Below are 15,661 nucleotides of genomic sequence, written 5' to 3' on the forward strand. Positions count from 1 at the left end.
ACTTATCGAGCGTCGGCGCTCCACTCGGGAAGCGATGCGACTCGCCTTCCCTCTCCTAACCACCCGAGTGCATCATGTCCGCTCCTGCGGGGACCAGGCAGTCCTCGGGGTCGTCGAGCCAGCCCTCGGGGAGGGCGACAGTTCCCGGCGAGCCCTGCCGTCCGCGGGGACCCTCGGCGTCCTTGGGAAAGGGGATCGACGGATCGAGCTGGGCGAGCAGGTCGTCGAGCTCGGTGAGGGTGCTGACGAGGGCCATGGCCACGCGCAGATCGGAGCCGGCGGGGAATCCGCGCAGATACCAGGAGACGTGCTTGCGCAGCTCTCGGAGGCCCTTGTCTTCCCCGTGGTGAGCGGCGAGGAGTTCGGCATGCCGGCGGATGATGGCCGCGACTTCGCCGAGGGTGGGCGGGGTGGGTAGCGGTTGGCCGTTCAACGCGGCGCTCAGCTCGGCGAACAGCCACGGCCTGCCCAGGCATCCGCGGCCGACGACGACGCCGTCGCACCCGGTCTGGTCCATCATGCGGGCAGCGTCCTCGGCGGCGAAGATGTCACCGTTTCCGAGAACGGGAACGTCCGTGACGTGTTCCTTGAGCCGGGCGATCTCGTTCCAGTCGGCTGTACCCGAGTACCGCTGCGCTGCGGTGCGCGCGTGCAGTGCGACGGCAGCGGCACCCTCGGCCGCGGCGATGCGGCCGGCGTCGAGATGCGTGTGGTGCTCAGCGTCGATGCCGACCCGGAACTTGACCGTCACCGGGATGTCGGTGCCCTCGGTGGCCTTGACGGCGGCAGCGACGATCCGGCTGAACAGTGTGCGCTTGTACGGCAGGGCCGCGCCGCCACCCTTGCGCGTCACCTTGGGCACCGGGCAGCCGAAGTTCATGTCGATGTGGTCGGCCATGTTCTCGTCCACGATCATCTTCGCCGCCGCGTACGTGGTATCGGGATCGACTGTGTACAGCTGCAGCGACCTCGGCGTTTCCGTCGGCCCGAACGTGGTCATGTGGAGGGTCGCGGGCTGTCGTTCCACGAGGGCCCGGGCGGTCACCATCTCGCAGACGTAGAGGCCGGACGTGCTTCCCGCCCGCGCGGTCTCGAGCTCCCGGCACAGCGTGCGGAACGCGACGTTGGTAATGCCTGCCATGGGAGCGAGCACCACCGGACTGCGCAGCGCGAGCGAACCGATTCGAAGGGATGACATTGGTGACCTCTGGGAAAGTGATGACAAAAAAATGTGCCCGGCACCGAATCCGGTACCGGGCACAGGATAGCTGTTTCGACTAGGAAGCCTTCTGCTCGCGCTTCTTGGCCTCGCGAGCCAGCATGCGGTCGCGCTGCTCCTCGAACTTGGTGGCCTGGCCCTCGAGATTCTCGAGGAACGCGCCGAGCGACTCGCGGATCTCTTCGCCTCGGGCCGTGAAGTCGGACCGCTCGAAGATGTTCCACTTGCGCAGGACGGGCATGACGACCTCTTCGAGGTGTTGACGGAGGTCATAGATGCCGTGCTTGGCCATCAGTACACCGTTGCGGCGGAAGTTCGGCATTCCGGCGCCCGGCATCTGGAAGTTCTGGACGATCATGTTGATCGCCTCGAGTGCCTGGTCCGGCGCGAGATCGAGCGCTGCACCGCACATGTTGCGGTAGAAGATCATGTGCAGGTTCTCGTCGGCCGCGATGCGCTGCAGCATCTTGTCGGCGACGGGGTCCTTACAGGCCTTACCGGTGTTGCGGTGGCTCACCCGGGTTGCCAGCTCCTGGAAAGTGACATAGGCCACGGAGTGGAGGAAGCCGGCATCGACATCGGCGGGGGAGGCAAAGCCGTTCGTCATGTGCTCCATGCGGAAGCGCTCGAGCTGGACAGGGTCCACGGCGCGGGTAACGACGAGGTAGTCCCGCATTACGATTCCGTGACGGTTCTCCTCGGCGGTCCAGCGGCCGACCCACGTGCCCCAGGCGCCGTCCTGCGAGAAGTTCTCGGCGATCTCACGGTGGTACGAGGGCAGGTTGTCCTCGGTGAGAAGGTTGGTGATCATGGCGGCCTTGGCGACCTCGTCGAGCTGCGACTGCTCGGGGTCCCAGTCGATTCCGCCCATAGCAGCGAAGTTTCGGCCTTCGTCCCACGGAACGTAGTCGTGCGGGTGCCATTCCTTGGCCATGGAGAGGTGACGGTTGACGTTCTCTTCTGCGACCGGCAGCAGCTCCTGCAGCAGTTCGAGTTGGGTCAGATCCCTCGCCATGTGTTTAGCCTCCATATAGCTCACTGTGACTGTCGTTCAGCCTACGGCACCGTAAGTACGTCGGTAAACGTCTTCGGTGCGCCGGAGACCGACGAAGTTACGGTTCCGTAATCGAATCTCCGGGGTCTGTCGCCGCAGCGCGGCCGACCGTTACACAACAGTGTACTGGGAGTCGCGGATAGGTAGTGACCTGCGCCGTTATGCGGGAAAAATCATCACGTCCGTCGCCCGGGCATTGTGTGCCCTCACAGATTGCGGCGTTTTCCGAGGTCGTCGTTATGCGCTCGAATCATTCGCGGGGTGATTCCCGACCGTTTCGTGTCGGGATTCTTCGGTGTGTCGTGCGCCGATGTGAACCCCGACACCCAGAGAAGAGGCCTCTCGTCGTCGGTGTCGCCACATGGTTGCGCTGCGCGGCGGGACAGCCAACAATCGTTTCATGGCAACTGTGCCGATGCAGGGGGATCAACGATGACGGCCGACAGCAGCGCTTCCACCACGCCGGCGAAGCCTCGGTTGCCGGTCTGGGCCAGGAAGGCCATCGCGATCGCCGCGATCCTGGTAGTGCTGGTTATCGCCTACTTCATTCTGGCGGCCTATCTTCCGCGAGCGTGGGCGCAGAATGTCGGCGGTCTGGCCGACGGCAGCTTCGGTGCCGGAATCCTCTGGGGGCTGTTGTTCGGCACGCTGTGCACCCTCATTCCGCTCCTGCTGTTCCGCGCGGCGTGGCGATTGTTCCGCCGGCGCCGATTCAAGCCGATGCAGGTGGTCGCGCTCGTCGTCGCTGTGATCATCGCGCTGCCCAACCTCCTGACGCTCAGCGTGGTGCTCGGAGGGAACAGTGCGGCACATGCGGGCGAACGCATCATGGACGTGGACGCGCCTGGTTTCCGGGGGGCGTCACTGGCAGGGGCGATCCTCGGTGTCATCGTCTTCCTCGGCGTCATCGGCCTCACGTACACCTACCGCAAGCGTGGTGAGGACCTGGCCGAGTTCCGCGCTGATGCGAACCCGAAGGGCACGGCGACAGGAACCGGCGAGGCGCCCTCCGCACGCTGAGGAATGCCGATCACCACACCAATACCGGTTTGACGACGCTGCCCGAAGCCTGATCGGCCACGGCGCGATTGATGTCTTCGAACGAGTATCGGGTGATGAGCCGGTCGACGGGGAACCTCCCTTCCGAATGCAGGGCGAGTAGTTGCGGAATGAAGGACTGCACGGACGAGTCGCCTTCGATGCAGCCGCGCAGAGTCTTGCCTTTGCGCATCAAGTCCTGGATGTCCACCGTCACTTCCGGTGCGCCGAGTCCGACCACTACCGCGGTGCCTCGTTCCCGCAGGGCTGAGACGGCCAGGCCGATGACGGTGGGAATTCCCGTCGTATCCAGTGTGTGGGTGGCGCCGCCACCGGTCAGTGCGCGAATCTCCGCGGCAACGTCCTGGGTGGTCGGATCGATGGACACGGCACCGAACTCCTCGGCGAGGGCACGTCGCGCGGGGAGGGGGTCTACGGCGCACAGTGTCGCAACCCTCCTCGCGCGGGCAGCGAGGAGGGCTGCGAACCCGACGCTTCCGGCGCCGAAGACCACCATGCTCGAATCTTCCTCCGGTGCAAGAACATTCAGCACTGCGCCCGCGCCCGTCTGGAACCCGCACCCGAAGGGCGCGGCCGTGATGAGATCCACGGACTTGTCCACCACGACCACGTTGTCTGCCGTCGCCACGACGTACTCGGAAAAGCTGGACTGGCCGAAGAAGGCACCCCGCACACGTTCGCCGTCCAGCGTGATCGTCGTCGATCCGTCCGGTCGGCTTCCCGAACTGTTGAGCTGGTGTGCGCGTTCGCAGTAGGCGGGATTCGCGCCACGGCACTGCCGACAGGCGCCGCAGTGCCGATAGGTGAGCACCACGTGGTCGCCCGGCGAAATGGTCTCCACCAGTGCGCCCACCTCCTCGACGACTCCGGCGCCCTCGTGCCCGAAAACTGCAGGCCCCAGTGCGGCCGGAAGCACCGACTTGGCGAAGAGGTCCGTGTGGCACAGGCCGGTGGCGACGATCCGCACTACTACCTCGTCGGGACGTGCTCGATCGAGTTCTACCGTCTCGAGCGAGAAGGGGTACTCGGGGCCACGGGAAAGTGCCGCCTTCATCAGCATGGGGGCGTCCTCGGTGTCGCTGGTGGAATTCGTCGATCCGTCACCGCCTCAGTCCTTTTCGAGGAGGAAGTAGTAGTGCTGTCCACCGTCCAGGACGAGTGAGGACTTGCCGTTCATGATGCCCATCAAGGTCGACTCGTCCACCCGTTTGAAGTGATCGAAGATGGGCGCGCCGTCGTAGACCATCGTGGCGGTCACCTCACCCCGGAACTCGATGTTCCACAGGCTTGCCTCCCCGTTGCCGCTCGCGACATCGGAGAAGAGATTGCCGTCCGGGTCGCGGCAGATGAGGGGTTTGGCATCGTCCAGCGAGTTGAACGTCTTCCCGTGCCAACGGCTCGCGAACAGCTTCTCGTGGAGACGATGTCCGGTGGCGAAGTCGTCACCCTTCCACTGTCCGAGGATGTCCTCGGCGCGCACCGTGTCGAGAGCCGCCCACACGGCATCGAGGTCGTCGGGGGATACGCCGCTCTCGAGTCGGCGGAGAGTGCTGAACGTGCTGCGGGCATGATCGAGGTCCATGGACAGTCCTTCGGGAGAGCGCGTGGAGTCTACGCTCGACGCGACGTTCGCGAACCATTCAGTTCGTCAAGCCTGGAGGTTACGCCGAACCAGATAGTTCGGCAACGGCCAATTTAGGATGTCCGTATGCGTTCAGCCGGTGAAGCCACGAGGGAGCGGATTCTCGCTGCAGCGAAGGAGGAGTTCGCTCGCCACGGAGTGGCCGGGGCGCGGATCAATCGCATCGCGGCGGCGGCGCGGGCCAGTAAGGATCGGCTGTACGCCTACTTCGACAGCAAGGAAGCGCTCTTCGATGCGGTCTCGCACCAGTGGATCGCCGAAACGACAGAAGAGACGGCACTGCGCGGAGACGACCTGCCCGGCTACGTCGGCCGGCTGTTCGACAACTACCTGGCTCACCCCGAAAATGCGAGGCTGCAGGAATGGGCCGATCTGGAGATGCCAGAACCAGGCGGCGAGGACGATGTGCGGATTCGTACCCTCCGGCCGAAGATCGCCGAGATTCGCCGCGGCCAGGAAGCAGGGTTCATCGACTCGTCGTGGAACGCCGGCGAGCTGCTTCTGGTGATCACCGACATCGCTCGCACGCTCGCGGCGTCCCGTCCCGCGCTGCAGAACGGAAGGTCGGCCCGGCGCGGCGTCGCGGAACGAAGGCAGACCGCTGTGGAGGCGGTCCGGCGACTGATTGCGGTGCCGGACGCCGAGCCGTGAAGTGGACGTTGAACCCCTTACTCGGCAAGACGCCGAGTAAGGGGAATAGTGCCCCCAGTAGGGCTCGAACCTACGACCTGCGGATTAAAAGTCCGTAGCTCTACCAACTGAGCTATAGGGGCGCGCGGCCAGAGTCTAGTGCGCGGTCCGCCGGAATGAGAACAGCACCCCCCGAAACGCGGTGCCGCCTTCAGACCGACAGATGGGCTCGGGTGCGCACCCCCTGCAGCGCACCCGAGCCGAACCAAATTATACCACTCGGTGTGTTTTTGGCAGAGGTCGGTTTAGAGGCTCATAAAGTTCCCGAAGTTGGCTCCAGTGCCAATTTTCATAGCGGACAGACTGTTGTGTCGGTTTTTTCAAAACGGGCATACTGTTATGTGAGACTTCGCGTTCCTGAACGTCGGAGCCCAGAACAGCTGGAGAGGGATCTACCGCCATGGCACGTCAACAGGAGCGTGCGCGACGTACTCGCGCGGCACTGGTGGAGTCGGCCGCGATCGAATTTGCCAGGCGCGGCTATGCCGCTGCATCGGTGAACACGATCCTCGAGGGCTCGAACGCCACCAAGGGGGCGATGTACTTCCACTTCCAGTCCAAGGAGGAGCTCGCCCGGGCTGTACTGCAGGCGGGTGTGGAGCAGTTCACCGGCTTGACGGAACGCTGGACACGCCGCACCGACCTCGGCCCGTTCGAAGCGCTGCACTGCCTCGTCGTCGATCTGGCCAAACTCTTCCACGTCAGCGTCATCGTTCAAGCCGAGTTCCGGCTGATCATCGAGCCCGAGTTCTATGCGGACGTGCAATCCGGCGGGTCGAAGGTGTGGGGCCGCACTGCCTACGAGTTCGCCATCCGTGCCCAGAATGAAGGGCTGCTGCGGGAGGGCGCCGACACGGAGAAGTTCACCCGGGTGTTGGCGGCGTCGCTGGCCGGTCAGCGGTACATGTCGGACCTGACGGAACTGAAGGGCGATCTGGCGGAGCGCTTCGAGGAATCACTCGAAGTGGTCCTCGCGGCCATGGCATCCGAGCAATGGCTCGCGAAGTTCGCCGAGCAGGGCTGGCCCGAATGCGGTTCCGAACTGCCCGAATTGTAGCGTGACCTGGCGATTTGGGATTTTCTCGATCCGTGTCCTAAGCTATCCAAGCTCCCAACGGAACGCCGTTGAGGTACTGGTTCGGAGAAATCCGACGGGCCCCCTTCGTCTAGCGGCCTAGGACGCCGCCCTTTCAAGGCGGTAGCGCGGGTTCGAATCCCGTAGGGGGTACGTTTGACCGGTGTCGAGCATGCGGTATGGTTCGACGGCAGTAAAAGTGACACGCAGTATCGCTTCACTTCGTGAAGCACAGCAGGACAAGCAAGGCCCTGTGGCGCAGTTGGTTAGCGCGCCGCCCTGTCACGGCGGAGGTCGCGGGTTCGAGTCCCGTCAGGGTCGCAGATGCGTATCCGGTACCCAGTATCGGATACGCAATGCGATAGGCATTCGGTTCCGGTGCCGTCCGGCCAGGTAGCTCAGTTGGTACGAGCGTCCGCCTGAAAAGCGGAAGGTCGCCGGTTCGATCCCGGCCCTGGCCACCAAGTCACACTCCGCTGTCGGATCATCGACAGCGGAGTTTTTTCATTCCGACGTCGAACGATGCCGCAACGTGTCGAAGGTCTCTCGTGTTGATGAGCCACGCAGCGCTCGCCGGGGCGGAAGGCGAGGAACGGTTCGCGCTCCGATCGGATTGCCGCCAGGGGTGAGCTCGTCCGGTGAGTCGCTAGGCTGACCTCCATGAGCACTGCTGAAGAGCCGTTGACCACGGGCCGCGACGGACTGCTGTCGTTGCTGCGTCACGGACAACTCCCCTCACGGGCAGCGAAGGCACCGCAGCGGGAGCGTTATCAGCGCATCGTCGCGGCGGCCATGGAACTCGCTTCCGAGGGCGGCTACGACGCCGTGCAGATGCGGACAATCGCAGATCGGGCCGGGGTTGCCCTCGGAACGGTGTACCGGTACTTCCCGTCGAAGAACCACATGTTGGTCATGGGGCTCCTGATGGTGTTCGAGGGCATGCGCGCTCGCTTCGAGGACGTCGTGATTCCCGGTGACACTCCCTCCGAGCGGATCCTGTTCGTTCTCCGGAAGAACACCGAAGTACTGGAGAAGGACCGTCCGCGATACGAGGCGCTGGTTCGGGCCTTCATGTTCGCCGACGCGTCGGCCTCGGCCGAATTGGACGCCTTCGGCGCGTTGATGACCGAGATGTTCGCCAAAACCATCGGTGTCGAAAAGGTTTCGGACGACCAGTTGAACGCGATACGCGTGATCGGTGACGTCTGGATGTCGAGCCTGGTGTCGTGGGTGGCCGGTCGAATCTCGGTGGACGAGGTGATAGCCCACCTCAGTTTGGCTGTCCGCCTCGTGTTCCGGCGACTGGGCGGCTGATCTACGCCTTACCCCACAGCGGTGGAATGTCGGGTCCCTCATCGTTCTGCTGCGCACCGCGGAACCTCAGCGCGAACACGACCCAGCCGATGGCCGCCATCAGCAGGAAGCTCACCAGCCGGTAGACGACAATCGCCGACACCGCCTCGGCGCCGGTCATTCCGCTGGCGGTGAGTGCGGGGACCAGCACGGCATCCATGACCCCGAGCCCGGCGGGCAGAAGCGGGATCGCCGAACCGGCGGCGTTGCCTGCAGCGTAGGCGACGGCGAGCCCGGCGAGTGCGGGTTGCCCGCCGATGGCGTAACACGCGAACCCCAGGCACGAGGCGTCGGCGACCCAATTGAACAACGACCATCCGAACGCGCGGGCCGTGTCGCGGCGCTCCATCCGTACGGCACCCATCTGGTCGACGATGTGCTTCCACTGTCGGACCCCGGTCACTGCCGGATTCTTTCGCAGTGAGTTGACTGCCCGGAGAGCGGTGATGCCCACACCTTCGAGGGCGTCCGGCCGCGACGCCGCATATTGGGCCACGACGAGGAAAACGCAGAGACCGCCGAACGTGAACACGAGGGAGAACGGGTTGGTCTCGGCGCCCACGAGAAGGGCGCCGGCCAGACCGACGACGGCAAGGCCGATCGCCTGCAGAACCCCTGCCATCACCAGCTGCCAGGTGGCGACGACCGGTGTTGCACCCCAGATCCGGGTCTGACGGTAGGTGAAGGTGGTAGCGAGAACCGGGCCACCGGGGAGAGTCACACTCAATGAATTCGCCGCGAAGGTGACCGACAACGACTGGCTCTGACGGATGTGGACGTCGGCGACGCCCAGCAGGCACCGCTGCACACGCGCGAAGCTCGACATCGACGCCAGTGACGCCACGACCGCCGCAGCAACCCACTCCCAGTGGAGGTCACCGAGATTGCGCACGCTCTCCGAGAGATCCGGCCAGATCAGAACTGCTTCGACGGTGAGTACTACGACGAGCAGGGCGCCGACACCCACGCGATCCGACGCCCGCGCGGCGTTGTGCGGGTGTCCTCGGCGTCGGTCATATGCCTCCATTACACATGGCGGCCTGTTACGCCGTGTATCCACCGTCGACGTCGAGTTTCTGTCCGGTGATGAACCCCGCACGGTCACTCGCCAGGAAACACACTGCCTCGGCGATGTCCGTGGCCGTGCCGAAACGGCGAAGCGGGATGCGGCTCATGGCCACGTCGAGGGCGCGCTGGTCGAGATCGGCTGAAGAGATGAGGCGCTGCGCCATTCCGTCGGTCAGCATGCCCGGGCCGACCGAGTTGAAGCGGACTCCGAAGCGACCCTCCTCGGCCGCGAACCCCTTGACCAGTTGCTCGACAGCACCTTTGGTGCCTGCCGAGAGACCGTCGCGGACGGGGTAGCGGCTGGTGGCGGCGGTCGTGACCGCGACCACGGAGCCTGCGGATTCCCGTAGGGCCGGGAGGGCGGCGCGGACGGCGGTGAAAAACGCGACAGCTTCCTGTTCGAGATGGACGGCGTAATCCTTCGGCGTGATCTGCGAGAGGTGGACCATCGGAATGTGCGGTCCCGCTGCGTGAATCAGGATGTCGAGCCCGCCGAAGTGCTCGACCGTCTGCCGGACGACCTCGGCGACGCGAGGTTCGTCGACGAGGTCGGTGGAGAAGGCTGCGGATCTGACGCCGCGGTGCTCGAGTTCGGTCACCAGGTCTGCCGCGACATCCGCGTTGGACCGGTAGGTGATGGCCACGTGGTGCCCGAGGTCCGCGAGCTGCCGCGCTATGGCGGAACCGATACCGCCGGTGCCGCCGGTGACCAGCGCGGACAGTTGCCGTGTGGGAGTGCTGTTGCCGGGTGTCGCCATGAGGACTCCAAAGGGTCGGGACGAGCCTGGTCGGGGTCGAGCCGCCACTAACCTAGCAACTGCTTGGTCGGCGAGTGAAGTAAGCGAGAGCGCAGCCTTGCCTCGCTTTCCGGCGGGCCCGCACCGACTTAGCCTGAACCCATGTCCGCACATCGAGCCGAGTCCTCGCATCCTGCTGTGGAACCGCACTCGCCCAGCCTGGCCGGTCGCCTCAACTGGCTGCGGGCCGGGGTACTCGGTGCGAACGACGGCATCGTGTCGACGGCCGGGCTGGTGATCGGTGTCGCGGCAGCTACCACCGAACGATCGGCGATCTTCACCGCAGGTTTCGCCGGTCTGGCGGCCGGTGCAGTGTCCATGGCTCTCGGCGAATACGTCTCGGTGAGTACGCAGCGCGACTCGGAACGGGCGTTGCTGTCGATGGAACGACGGGAACTCTCGGAAACGCCGGATGCCGAATTCGAAGAGCTCGTGGGGATTTACAAGCGAAAGGGGTTGCGCGAAGACACCGCTCGCACGGTAGCACGCGAACTCACCGAGCACGATGCCTTCGCCGCGCACGTGGACGTCGAGTTGGGTCTCGACCCGGACGAATTGACCAATCCGTGGCAGGCTGCCGGGTCCTCGGCGCTGTCCTTCACCCTCGGTGCTGCCATCCCGCTGATGGCAATCCTTCTCACGCCGGTGCATCTTCGCGTCCCGGTGACATTCCTGGCCGTATTGCTCGCGCTGGCCCTCACCGGGTCGGTGAGTGCTGCCCTCGGTGGCGCTCGGCGAAGCCGCGCCGTGCTGCGGGTGGCGCTCGGCGGCGCACTCGCAATGCTGGTGACCTACGGGATCGGCCAGCTGGTGGGCACCAGCATCACGTAGCCGGCGTCTCAGCTTCGGCAGATCATGACCGGAACGGTGGCGTGATGGAGCAGGTTCTGGCTCGTCGATCCCATCAGAGCGCCGAGAAGGGGCCCGCGGCCATGGCTGCCCACGACGATCATCTGGGCGCCTGCGGCATGCTGCAGGATGACGTCCGCGGCGGCACCCTGCTGAGCCACCTTCGTCACGGGGACGTCCGGATATCGCTCCGACTCACCGGCCAAGCCCTCCGAGAGGACCGCGGCTTCTTCCTGTTTCACCGCGTCCCAGTCGACCAACATGCCGGTGCCGCCCGCTCCGAACGTCGGGGAGCCCTGCCAGGTGTGTACCGCGACGAGGGATGCACCGAAGAAGGAGGCGAACTCGAACGCATGCGACACCGCGTCACCGCTGAGTTCGCTGCCGTCGACTCCGACCACGACGGGACGCTCGTCCGGCGGGCTTCCTTCGCCGCGCAGCACGACGACCGGGCATTCCGCGCGATTGGCCACGTGCAGCGCCGTCGACCCGAGAAGAACCGAACGGAACGCGCCTGCTCCCGTCGAACCCAGCACGATGAGCCGGGCCCAGTCGGCGGCTTCGAGCAGCGCCGTGCCCGCCGGCCCGGGGCTGATGGTGGTCTCGATTTCGAGGTCCGGATATTGCTGTCCCAGTAGCGCCTTCGCAGTGCCGATGATGGCCTCGCCGTCCTCCCGCAACTGGCCGAGGAACTGGGATTCCAGCATGATCGACGCCGGGCTGTACAGCGGACCGTCCTGCGGCAACGCGTGGACGAGTGAAAGTGTGGCGCCCCATTTCGCTGCGACTGCGGCGCCCCACGTGGCGGCGGCTGTGGAGGCGGCGGATCCGTCGAGGCCGACGACGACGGAATGGCTGGCAGGTGTGCTCACGTCTGGTTCCCTTCGGTCCGGCGGTACTCGACTTCCGGTGTCCACAGTGCCCTATTGCCGGGCCCGCAGTGCCCTGTTTCCGGACGTTTCGGACCCACCGCCACGATGTAACGTCATCGTCACGACACGGCTTCGAAACCGCATCGAAAATCTCGAACTGTGAAGATTCAGCTGTCCCGAAACGATAGTCGAACCTCTGTACTTCACTTCTGCCTCACAGGTGTCGAAAGGAGGTCACGACGGGGAGAAGCCGACCACGTCCGCAAGTGCGGAGAGGAAGGACTCGACATGACCACATGCCACATCGAGAAACGTGCCCTCGGCTGGATCGCCACGGTAGGCGCAGCCGTAACCGTTCCGCTGGGCCTGGGCGCTGGAACTGCGTCTGCGGCGCCGCACAACTGGGACGCTGTCGCGGAGTGTGAAAGCGGCGGCGACTGGACGATCGACACCGGAAACGGCTATTACGGTGGTCTGCAGTTTCTGCCGGAGACCTGGAAAGCCCATGGCGGGAAGGGGGATCCGTCGGAAGCCAGTAAGGCGGAGCAGATCCGTGTCGCCGAGACGGTGCTGAAGAGCCAGGGTGTCGGTGCCTGGCCGGACTGCGGCCAGTATCTCACGGAGCCCACCGAGCCGGTCGAGATACCGAAAGCTTCCGAGATACCGGATCCGACCGAGGATCCGGAAGAAACCGAGGCTCCGGACGCGGCACCGGTGCCCGACGGGGATCTCACTCCCGCCGAGAGATCGGCAGCGGTGAAGGCGGCGGCGCAGGAAGCTCTGGACAGCGCCCGTAAGCTCGCGGAGCAGAACGGGTCCGGTCCGGTGTTCGAGCAGAGGGTGGCGTCTCAGGAGTGACTGACGACCTTGCAGCCGAGCATCATTGCGTCGGAAGAGGCGACGTCGGCCAGTCGAGGGTCCGCTCACTGACGAACCGGCGGTGCGCGCCCGAGTAGGGATCGGTGAATTCGACGGAGCGTGCGAGTAGGCGCAGCGGAGTCGAATAATCGTCCCCGGCAACGTCATAGAAGTCGGGGTAGAAATTGTCGCCGAAGATCGGGATGCCGAGCGCACTCATATGCAACCGCAGCTGGTGTGTCTTGCCGGTATGCGGGAGTAGCCGATAACGCGCGGCGTCCCCGCGGATTTCGAGCAGTTCGATGCGACTCTCGCTGTTCGCGGACCCTTCCGCCTCGAAAGCCTTCAAGACGCCGCGTTGTTTGACGATGCGGCTGCGGACCGTTGCCGGCAGGTTCAGGTGGGGATTGTAGCGGGCAAGTGCCTCGTACTCCTTGCGCACTTCACGGCGATCGAACAGCGATTGGTAGTCCCGCCTGACCTCTCGTCGCACTGTGAAGATCAAAATTCCTGCGGTGAGGCGATCCAGCCGATGTGCGGGCGTCAGGTCGGGAAGGCCGAGGTCTCTGCGTAACCGTACGAGTGCGGACTCGACGATGTATGCGCCGCGGGGTGTGCTGGCCAGGAAGTGGGGCTTGTCGACGACGAGCAGATTCTCGTCGCGATGCAGGATCTCGATCTCGAACGGCACCCGCGATTCCACCGGAGGATCCCGGTAGAGATAGACGTCCCTACGCGGAACGAACGCCGTCGACTCGGTGACCGGGCCTCCCTTCTCGTCGACCACCTCCCGAGCGGCCACCTTCTCGCGGAGCCGGAATTCGTCGTGAGGGAAGCGGCCGACGAGGTACTCGAGGACGGTGGGCCACGGTCCGTCGTCCGGCAGCCTCAACCGCGTCGGGTTGAGGCCGTCACGAACAGGAAGCGGGGCATCAGGCACGCCATCGACGGTAGTGGAGCTCCTCCGTAACCCGGCGTTGACCTGGCGCGGAACCCATGGTTACTATCCGGTAAGTTTGTGACGCGGGCCACCCTGGCCTTTGAGGCGCGTCATCGGAGAGTTCACGGGGGTTTTAGGTGATCGTGCGTCGCTGGGCGTTTCGACCAGGGATATCGGCAGTCGCGGTAGCAATGGCAGTGGGGATCGCTGTTGCGCCGACGGCATCGGCAGACCCGACCGGGGGAGCCGCAGCCGTTCAGTGGCTGGCCGCCGTCGACGCGCCGCCGGCCTATCCGGTCGTCGCGATCGACTGGGACGTGCCCATCACGATGAGCGACGGGACGGTGCTGAAGGCCAACGTCTATCGCCCCGCCGACGCGGCAGGCAAACCGATCGACACCAAGATGCCCGCGGTGCTCAATGTCACGCCGTATACGAAGTTGGTGGGCAATGTCGTCGACTCCGTGCTCGCGGTGCCGGGGCTGGAAGACACTGTCGTCGACCTGGTGAATACCTACAACCTCGCAGGGACGCCGTTCGACGGTATCACCGAGGCCGCGAAAGTGCTGTCCGGAGGCGGCATGCGTGTCTTCGGCGTCAACCGCGACCTCGTGCAGAACGGGTACACGCAGGTGGTCGTCGATGCTCGGGGCACCGGTTTCTCACAAGGTGAGTGGCAGGCACTCGGCCCGGTCGAGCAGCGGGATTCCGTCGAGATCATCGACTGGATGAGCAAGCAGAGTTGGTCCGACGGCAGGGTCGGAATGGGTGGTGTGTCCTACTCAGGCATCAACTCCCTGCAGGCCGCGGGTCATCAGCCGCCTGCCCTGAAGGCGATCTTCCCCACCGAACCGGGAAACGATCTGCTCCGCGACATCGTCGGAACCGGAGACGGACTTGGCGTCGGTTTCATGCCCCTCTGGCTCTCGCTGGTCAACGGGCTCAAGTTCGTGCCCGACGTGCAGGCGCTCGCGCAGGGGCGGTTCGATCAGACCTGGCTCCAGGATCGGCTGCGTGATCCTCTGACGCTGTTCCCAGCCCTTATCGAGGCCATGACCGCGCCCACCGTGAACGACCTGGATCCCGGTACCTTGCGGGTGGCGCAGGACGGTGAGTTCTACCAGGAGCGCAAAGCCCAGGTGGAGAACATCGAGGTGCCGACGATGCTCTACGGCGCGTGGCACGACATCTTCGCCAACAGCGAGCCCCGGGTCTACAACGACATCCCCCTGCCGGCGGGCGAGAAGCAGCTGATCATGAGCGACGCCTACCACATCAACTTCGGTGGTGGGTTCGGGGAGCCGGGGGCGCCGCCGCGCCTCGACGTCCTCGAACGCGCTTGGTACGACAAGTGGTTGAAGAATGCAGACAACGGCATCGACAGGTACGGCCCCGTCACGCTGTATCAGCAGGGCAACGGATGGACCACTACCGAATCGTTCCCCCGGGCCGGCGTCGACTACCAGCGGATGTACCTGTCGAACGCGCCGAGCGGCACGGCGGCTCACGCCGCGATCGACGGCAGTCTCGTCGCGGACAAGCCGGCCGACTCCGCCAACCTCACGGTGGCCCCCGGCCTGCGAGCGCTGTGCTCGCGTGACGGCGCGCAGGGAACCGCAGGAGCCGCCGTCATCTTCGGAACGGCATGCACCAGGGACTCGCGTTTCAACGAGGCTGAAGGCCTCACATTCACCAGCGCTCCCGTCACCCGGCCCACCGAGTTGTCGGGGCCCGTCAACCTGCATCTCGAGACGGTGCTCGACGCCACCGACGGTTTCTGGGCGGTCACACTCAACGACGTCGCCCCCGACGGTACGTCGACGACCTTGACCAATGGGGCGCTCACCGCGTCGATGCGTGCGGTGGACGATTCGCAGAGCACGAAGTCGCCGAACGGTGATTACACCGAACCTCATCACTACCTGACGGTGGCAACCCGCCAGCCCCTCGTGCCCGGGGAGGTCACACCCGTGGACATCAACTTCGTGCCCACCGATGCTGTCTTGGCGCCCGGACACCGGCTGCGGGTCGACGTGTACGCGAGCAGCATTCCACGGTATCTGCCGCTCGGGCCGATGCTCGCGGACAGCCAGTTGAAACCGCAGCACGTCCGGTTGTCGTCGGACAGGCCGAGTTTCGTCAACCTTCCGCTGGTCGGAGCGACGGCGTGGTGACGGGTTTCCGT

At 65.0% G+C, this 15,661-nt stretch carries 15 protein-coding genes and 4 tRNA genes; 10 read left to right on the forward strand and 9 right to left on the reverse strand.

What is annotated here, in order from left to right:
• Positions 1-55 precede the first annotated feature (55 nt).
• Together dusB and NOF53_RS01740 are read right to left on the reverse strand one after the other, a co-directional pair.
• Positions 56-1,198, reverse strand: coding sequence for a tRNA dihydrouridine synthase DusB (dusB, locus tag NOF53_RS01735; RefSeq protein ID WP_255965242.1), 1,143 nt, complete (start codon positions 1,196-1,198; stop codon positions 56-58).
• A 79-nt stretch (positions 1,199-1,277) separates the two neighbouring features.
• Positions 1,278-2,234: an acyl-ACP desaturase gene (locus tag NOF53_RS01740; RefSeq protein ID WP_255965243.1), complete on the reverse strand. Its 957-nt coding sequence runs from the start codon at positions 2,232-2,234 to the stop codon at positions 1,278-1,280.
• A 471-nt stretch (positions 2,235-2,705) separates the two neighbouring features.
• On the opposite strand from NOF53_RS01740, the gene NOF53_RS01745 reads away from it, so the two are divergent.
• Positions 2,706-3,293 (forward strand): hypothetical protein, encoded by a 588-nt coding sequence (locus tag NOF53_RS01745; RefSeq protein ID WP_255965244.1) that lies wholly within the window; start codon positions 2,706-2,708, stop codon positions 3,291-3,293.
• A 10-nt stretch (positions 3,294-3,303) separates the two neighbouring features.
• On the opposite strand, the gene NOF53_RS01750 is transcribed toward NOF53_RS01745, so the two are convergent.
• A complete protein-coding gene (locus NOF53_RS01750; RefSeq protein WP_255965245.1) occupies positions 3,304-4,392 on the reverse strand; it encodes an NAD(P)-dependent alcohol dehydrogenase in 1,089 nt (362 codons plus the stop codon).
• A gap of 48 nt (positions 4,393-4,440) precedes the next feature.
• Positions 4,441-4,914, reverse strand: coding sequence for a DUF4334 domain-containing protein (locus NOF53_RS01755; protein ID WP_255965246.1), 474 nt, complete (start codon positions 4,912-4,914; stop codon positions 4,441-4,443).
• A 126-nt stretch (positions 4,915-5,040) separates the two neighbouring features.
• Between NOF53_RS01755 and NOF53_RS01760 the strand changes: the two genes are divergently transcribed.
• A complete protein-coding gene (locus tag NOF53_RS01760; protein ID WP_255965247.1) occupies positions 5,041-5,625 on the forward strand; it encodes a TetR family transcriptional regulator in 585 nt (194 codons plus the stop codon).
• 49 nt (positions 5,626-5,674) lie between these two features.
• On the opposite strand, the gene NOF53_RS01765 is transcribed toward NOF53_RS01760, so the two are convergent.
• A tRNA-Lys gene (locus NOF53_RS01765) sits at positions 5,675-5,747 on the reverse strand.
• Between the two features lie 317 nt (positions 5,748-6,064).
• Between NOF53_RS01765 and NOF53_RS01770 the strand changes: the two genes are divergently transcribed.
• From NOF53_RS01770 to NOF53_RS01790, 5 genes are all read left to right on the forward strand, one after another.
• Positions 6,065-6,721: a TetR family transcriptional regulator gene (locus NOF53_RS01770; protein ID WP_255965248.1), complete on the forward strand. Its 657-nt coding sequence runs from the start codon at positions 6,065-6,067 to the stop codon at positions 6,719-6,721.
• 98 nt (positions 6,722-6,819) lie between these two features.
• Positions 6,820-6,892 (forward strand) — tRNA-Glu (locus NOF53_RS01775).
• Positions 6,893-6,986: 94 nt separating this feature from the next.
• Positions 6,987-7,060 (forward strand) — tRNA-Asp (locus NOF53_RS01780).
• Positions 7,061-7,126: 66 nt separating this feature from the next.
• A tRNA-Phe gene (locus NOF53_RS01785) sits at positions 7,127-7,203 on the forward strand.
• A 196-nt stretch (positions 7,204-7,399) separates the two neighbouring features.
• A complete protein-coding gene (locus tag NOF53_RS01790; protein ID WP_255965249.1) occupies positions 7,400-8,053 on the forward strand; it encodes a TetR family transcriptional regulator in 654 nt (217 codons plus the stop codon).
• A gap of 1 nt (position 8,054) precedes the next feature.
• On the opposite strand, the gene NOF53_RS01795 is transcribed toward NOF53_RS01790, so the two are convergent.
• Together NOF53_RS01795 and NOF53_RS01800 are read right to left on the reverse strand one after the other, a co-directional pair.
• A complete protein-coding gene (locus NOF53_RS01795; RefSeq protein ID WP_255965250.1) occupies positions 8,055-9,119 on the reverse strand; it encodes a lysylphosphatidylglycerol synthase transmembrane domain-containing protein in 1,065 nt (354 codons plus the stop codon).
• A gap of 16 nt (positions 9,120-9,135) precedes the next feature.
• Complete coding sequence (locus NOF53_RS01800; protein ID WP_255965251.1) at positions 9,136-9,918, reverse strand: SDR family NAD(P)-dependent oxidoreductase; 783 nt, start codon at positions 9,916-9,918, stop codon at positions 9,136-9,138.
• 141 nt (positions 9,919-10,059) lie between these two features.
• On the opposite strand from NOF53_RS01800, the gene NOF53_RS01805 reads away from it, so the two are divergent.
• Complete coding sequence (locus NOF53_RS01805) at positions 10,060-10,788, forward strand: VIT1/CCC1 transporter family protein (RefSeq protein WP_255965252.1); 729 nt, start codon at positions 10,060-10,062, stop codon at positions 10,786-10,788.
• A gap of 8 nt (positions 10,789-10,796) precedes the next feature.
• On the opposite strand, the gene NOF53_RS01810 is transcribed toward NOF53_RS01805, so the two are convergent.
• Positions 10,797-11,678 carry a universal stress protein gene (locus NOF53_RS01810; protein WP_255965253.1) on the reverse strand — a complete coding sequence of 294 codons (882 nt, stop codon included), beginning with the start codon at positions 11,676-11,678 and terminating at the stop codon, positions 10,797-10,799.
• 288 nt (positions 11,679-11,966) lie between these two features.
• Here NOF53_RS01810 and NOF53_RS01815 point away from each other — a divergent pair, with 288 nt between their 5' ends.
• Positions 11,967-12,536 carry a transglycosylase family protein gene (locus NOF53_RS01815; RefSeq protein WP_255965254.1) on the forward strand — a complete coding sequence of 190 codons (570 nt, stop codon included), beginning with the start codon at positions 11,967-11,969 and terminating at the stop codon, positions 12,534-12,536.
• 22 nt (positions 12,537-12,558) lie between these two features.
• On the opposite strand, the gene NOF53_RS01820 is transcribed toward NOF53_RS01815, so the two are convergent.
• Complete coding sequence (locus tag NOF53_RS01820) at positions 12,559-13,476, reverse strand: pseudouridine synthase (RefSeq protein WP_255965255.1); 918 nt, start codon at positions 13,474-13,476, stop codon at positions 12,559-12,561.
• Positions 13,477-13,667: 191 nt separating this feature from the next.
• On the opposite strand from NOF53_RS01820, the gene NOF53_RS01825 reads away from it, so the two are divergent.
• Positions 13,668-15,650, forward strand: a complete 1,983-nt coding sequence (locus NOF53_RS01825) for a CocE/NonD family hydrolase (RefSeq protein WP_255965256.1) — start codon at positions 13,668-13,670, stop codon at positions 15,648-15,650.
• Positions 15,651-15,661 lie beyond the last annotated feature (11 nt).

This window comes from Rhodococcus tibetensis (genome assembly GCF_024438035.1).
GTDB classification, from domain to species: Bacteria; Actinomycetota; Actinomycetes; order Mycobacteriales; family Mycobacteriaceae; genus Rhodococcus_F; species Rhodococcus_F tibetensis.

Bases quoted from the DNA above. Each gene is read 5' to 3' on its own strand.
- dusB (WP_255965242.1), bottom strand. From the start codon at position 1,198: ATGTCATCCCTTCGAATCGGTTCGCTCGCGCTGCGCAGTCCGGTGGTG.
- NOF53_RS01740 (WP_255965243.1), bottom strand. From the start codon at position 2,234: ATGGCGAGGGATCTGACCCAACTCGAACTGCTGCAGGAGCTGCTGCCG.
- NOF53_RS01745 (WP_255965244.1), top strand. From the start codon at position 2,706: ATGACGGCCGACAGCAGCGCTTCCACCACGCCGGCGAAGCCTCGGTTG.
- NOF53_RS01750 (WP_255965245.1), bottom strand. From the start codon at position 4,392: ATGCTGATGAAGGCGGCACTTTCCCGTGGCCCCGAGTACCCCTTCTCG.
- NOF53_RS01755 (WP_255965246.1), bottom strand. From the start codon at position 4,914: ATGGACCTCGATCATGCCCGCAGCACGTTCAGCACTCTCCGCCGACTC.
- NOF53_RS01760 (WP_255965247.1), top strand. From the start codon at position 5,041: ATGCGTTCAGCCGGTGAAGCCACGAGGGAGCGGATTCTCGCTGCAGCG.
- NOF53_RS01770 (WP_255965248.1), top strand. From the start codon at position 6,065: ATGGCACGTCAACAGGAGCGTGCGCGACGTACTCGCGCGGCACTGGTG.
- NOF53_RS01790 (WP_255965249.1), top strand. From the start codon at position 7,400: ATGAGCACTGCTGAAGAGCCGTTGACCACGGGCCGCGACGGACTGCTG.
- NOF53_RS01795 (WP_255965250.1), bottom strand. From the start codon at position 9,119: ATGGAGGCATATGACCGACGCCGAGGACACCCGCACAACGCCGCGCGG.
- NOF53_RS01800 (WP_255965251.1), bottom strand. From the start codon at position 9,918: ATGGCGACACCCGGCAACAGCACTCCCACACGGCAACTGTCCGCGCTG.
- NOF53_RS01805 (WP_255965252.1), top strand. From the start codon at position 10,060: ATGTCCGCACATCGAGCCGAGTCCTCGCATCCTGCTGTGGAACCGCAC.
- NOF53_RS01815 (WP_255965254.1), top strand. From the start codon at position 11,967: ATGACCACATGCCACATCGAGAAACGTGCCCTCGGCTGGATCGCCACG.
- NOF53_RS01825 (WP_255965256.1), top strand. From the start codon at position 13,668: ATGGCAGTGGGGATCGCTGTTGCGCCGACGGCATCGGCAGACCCGACC.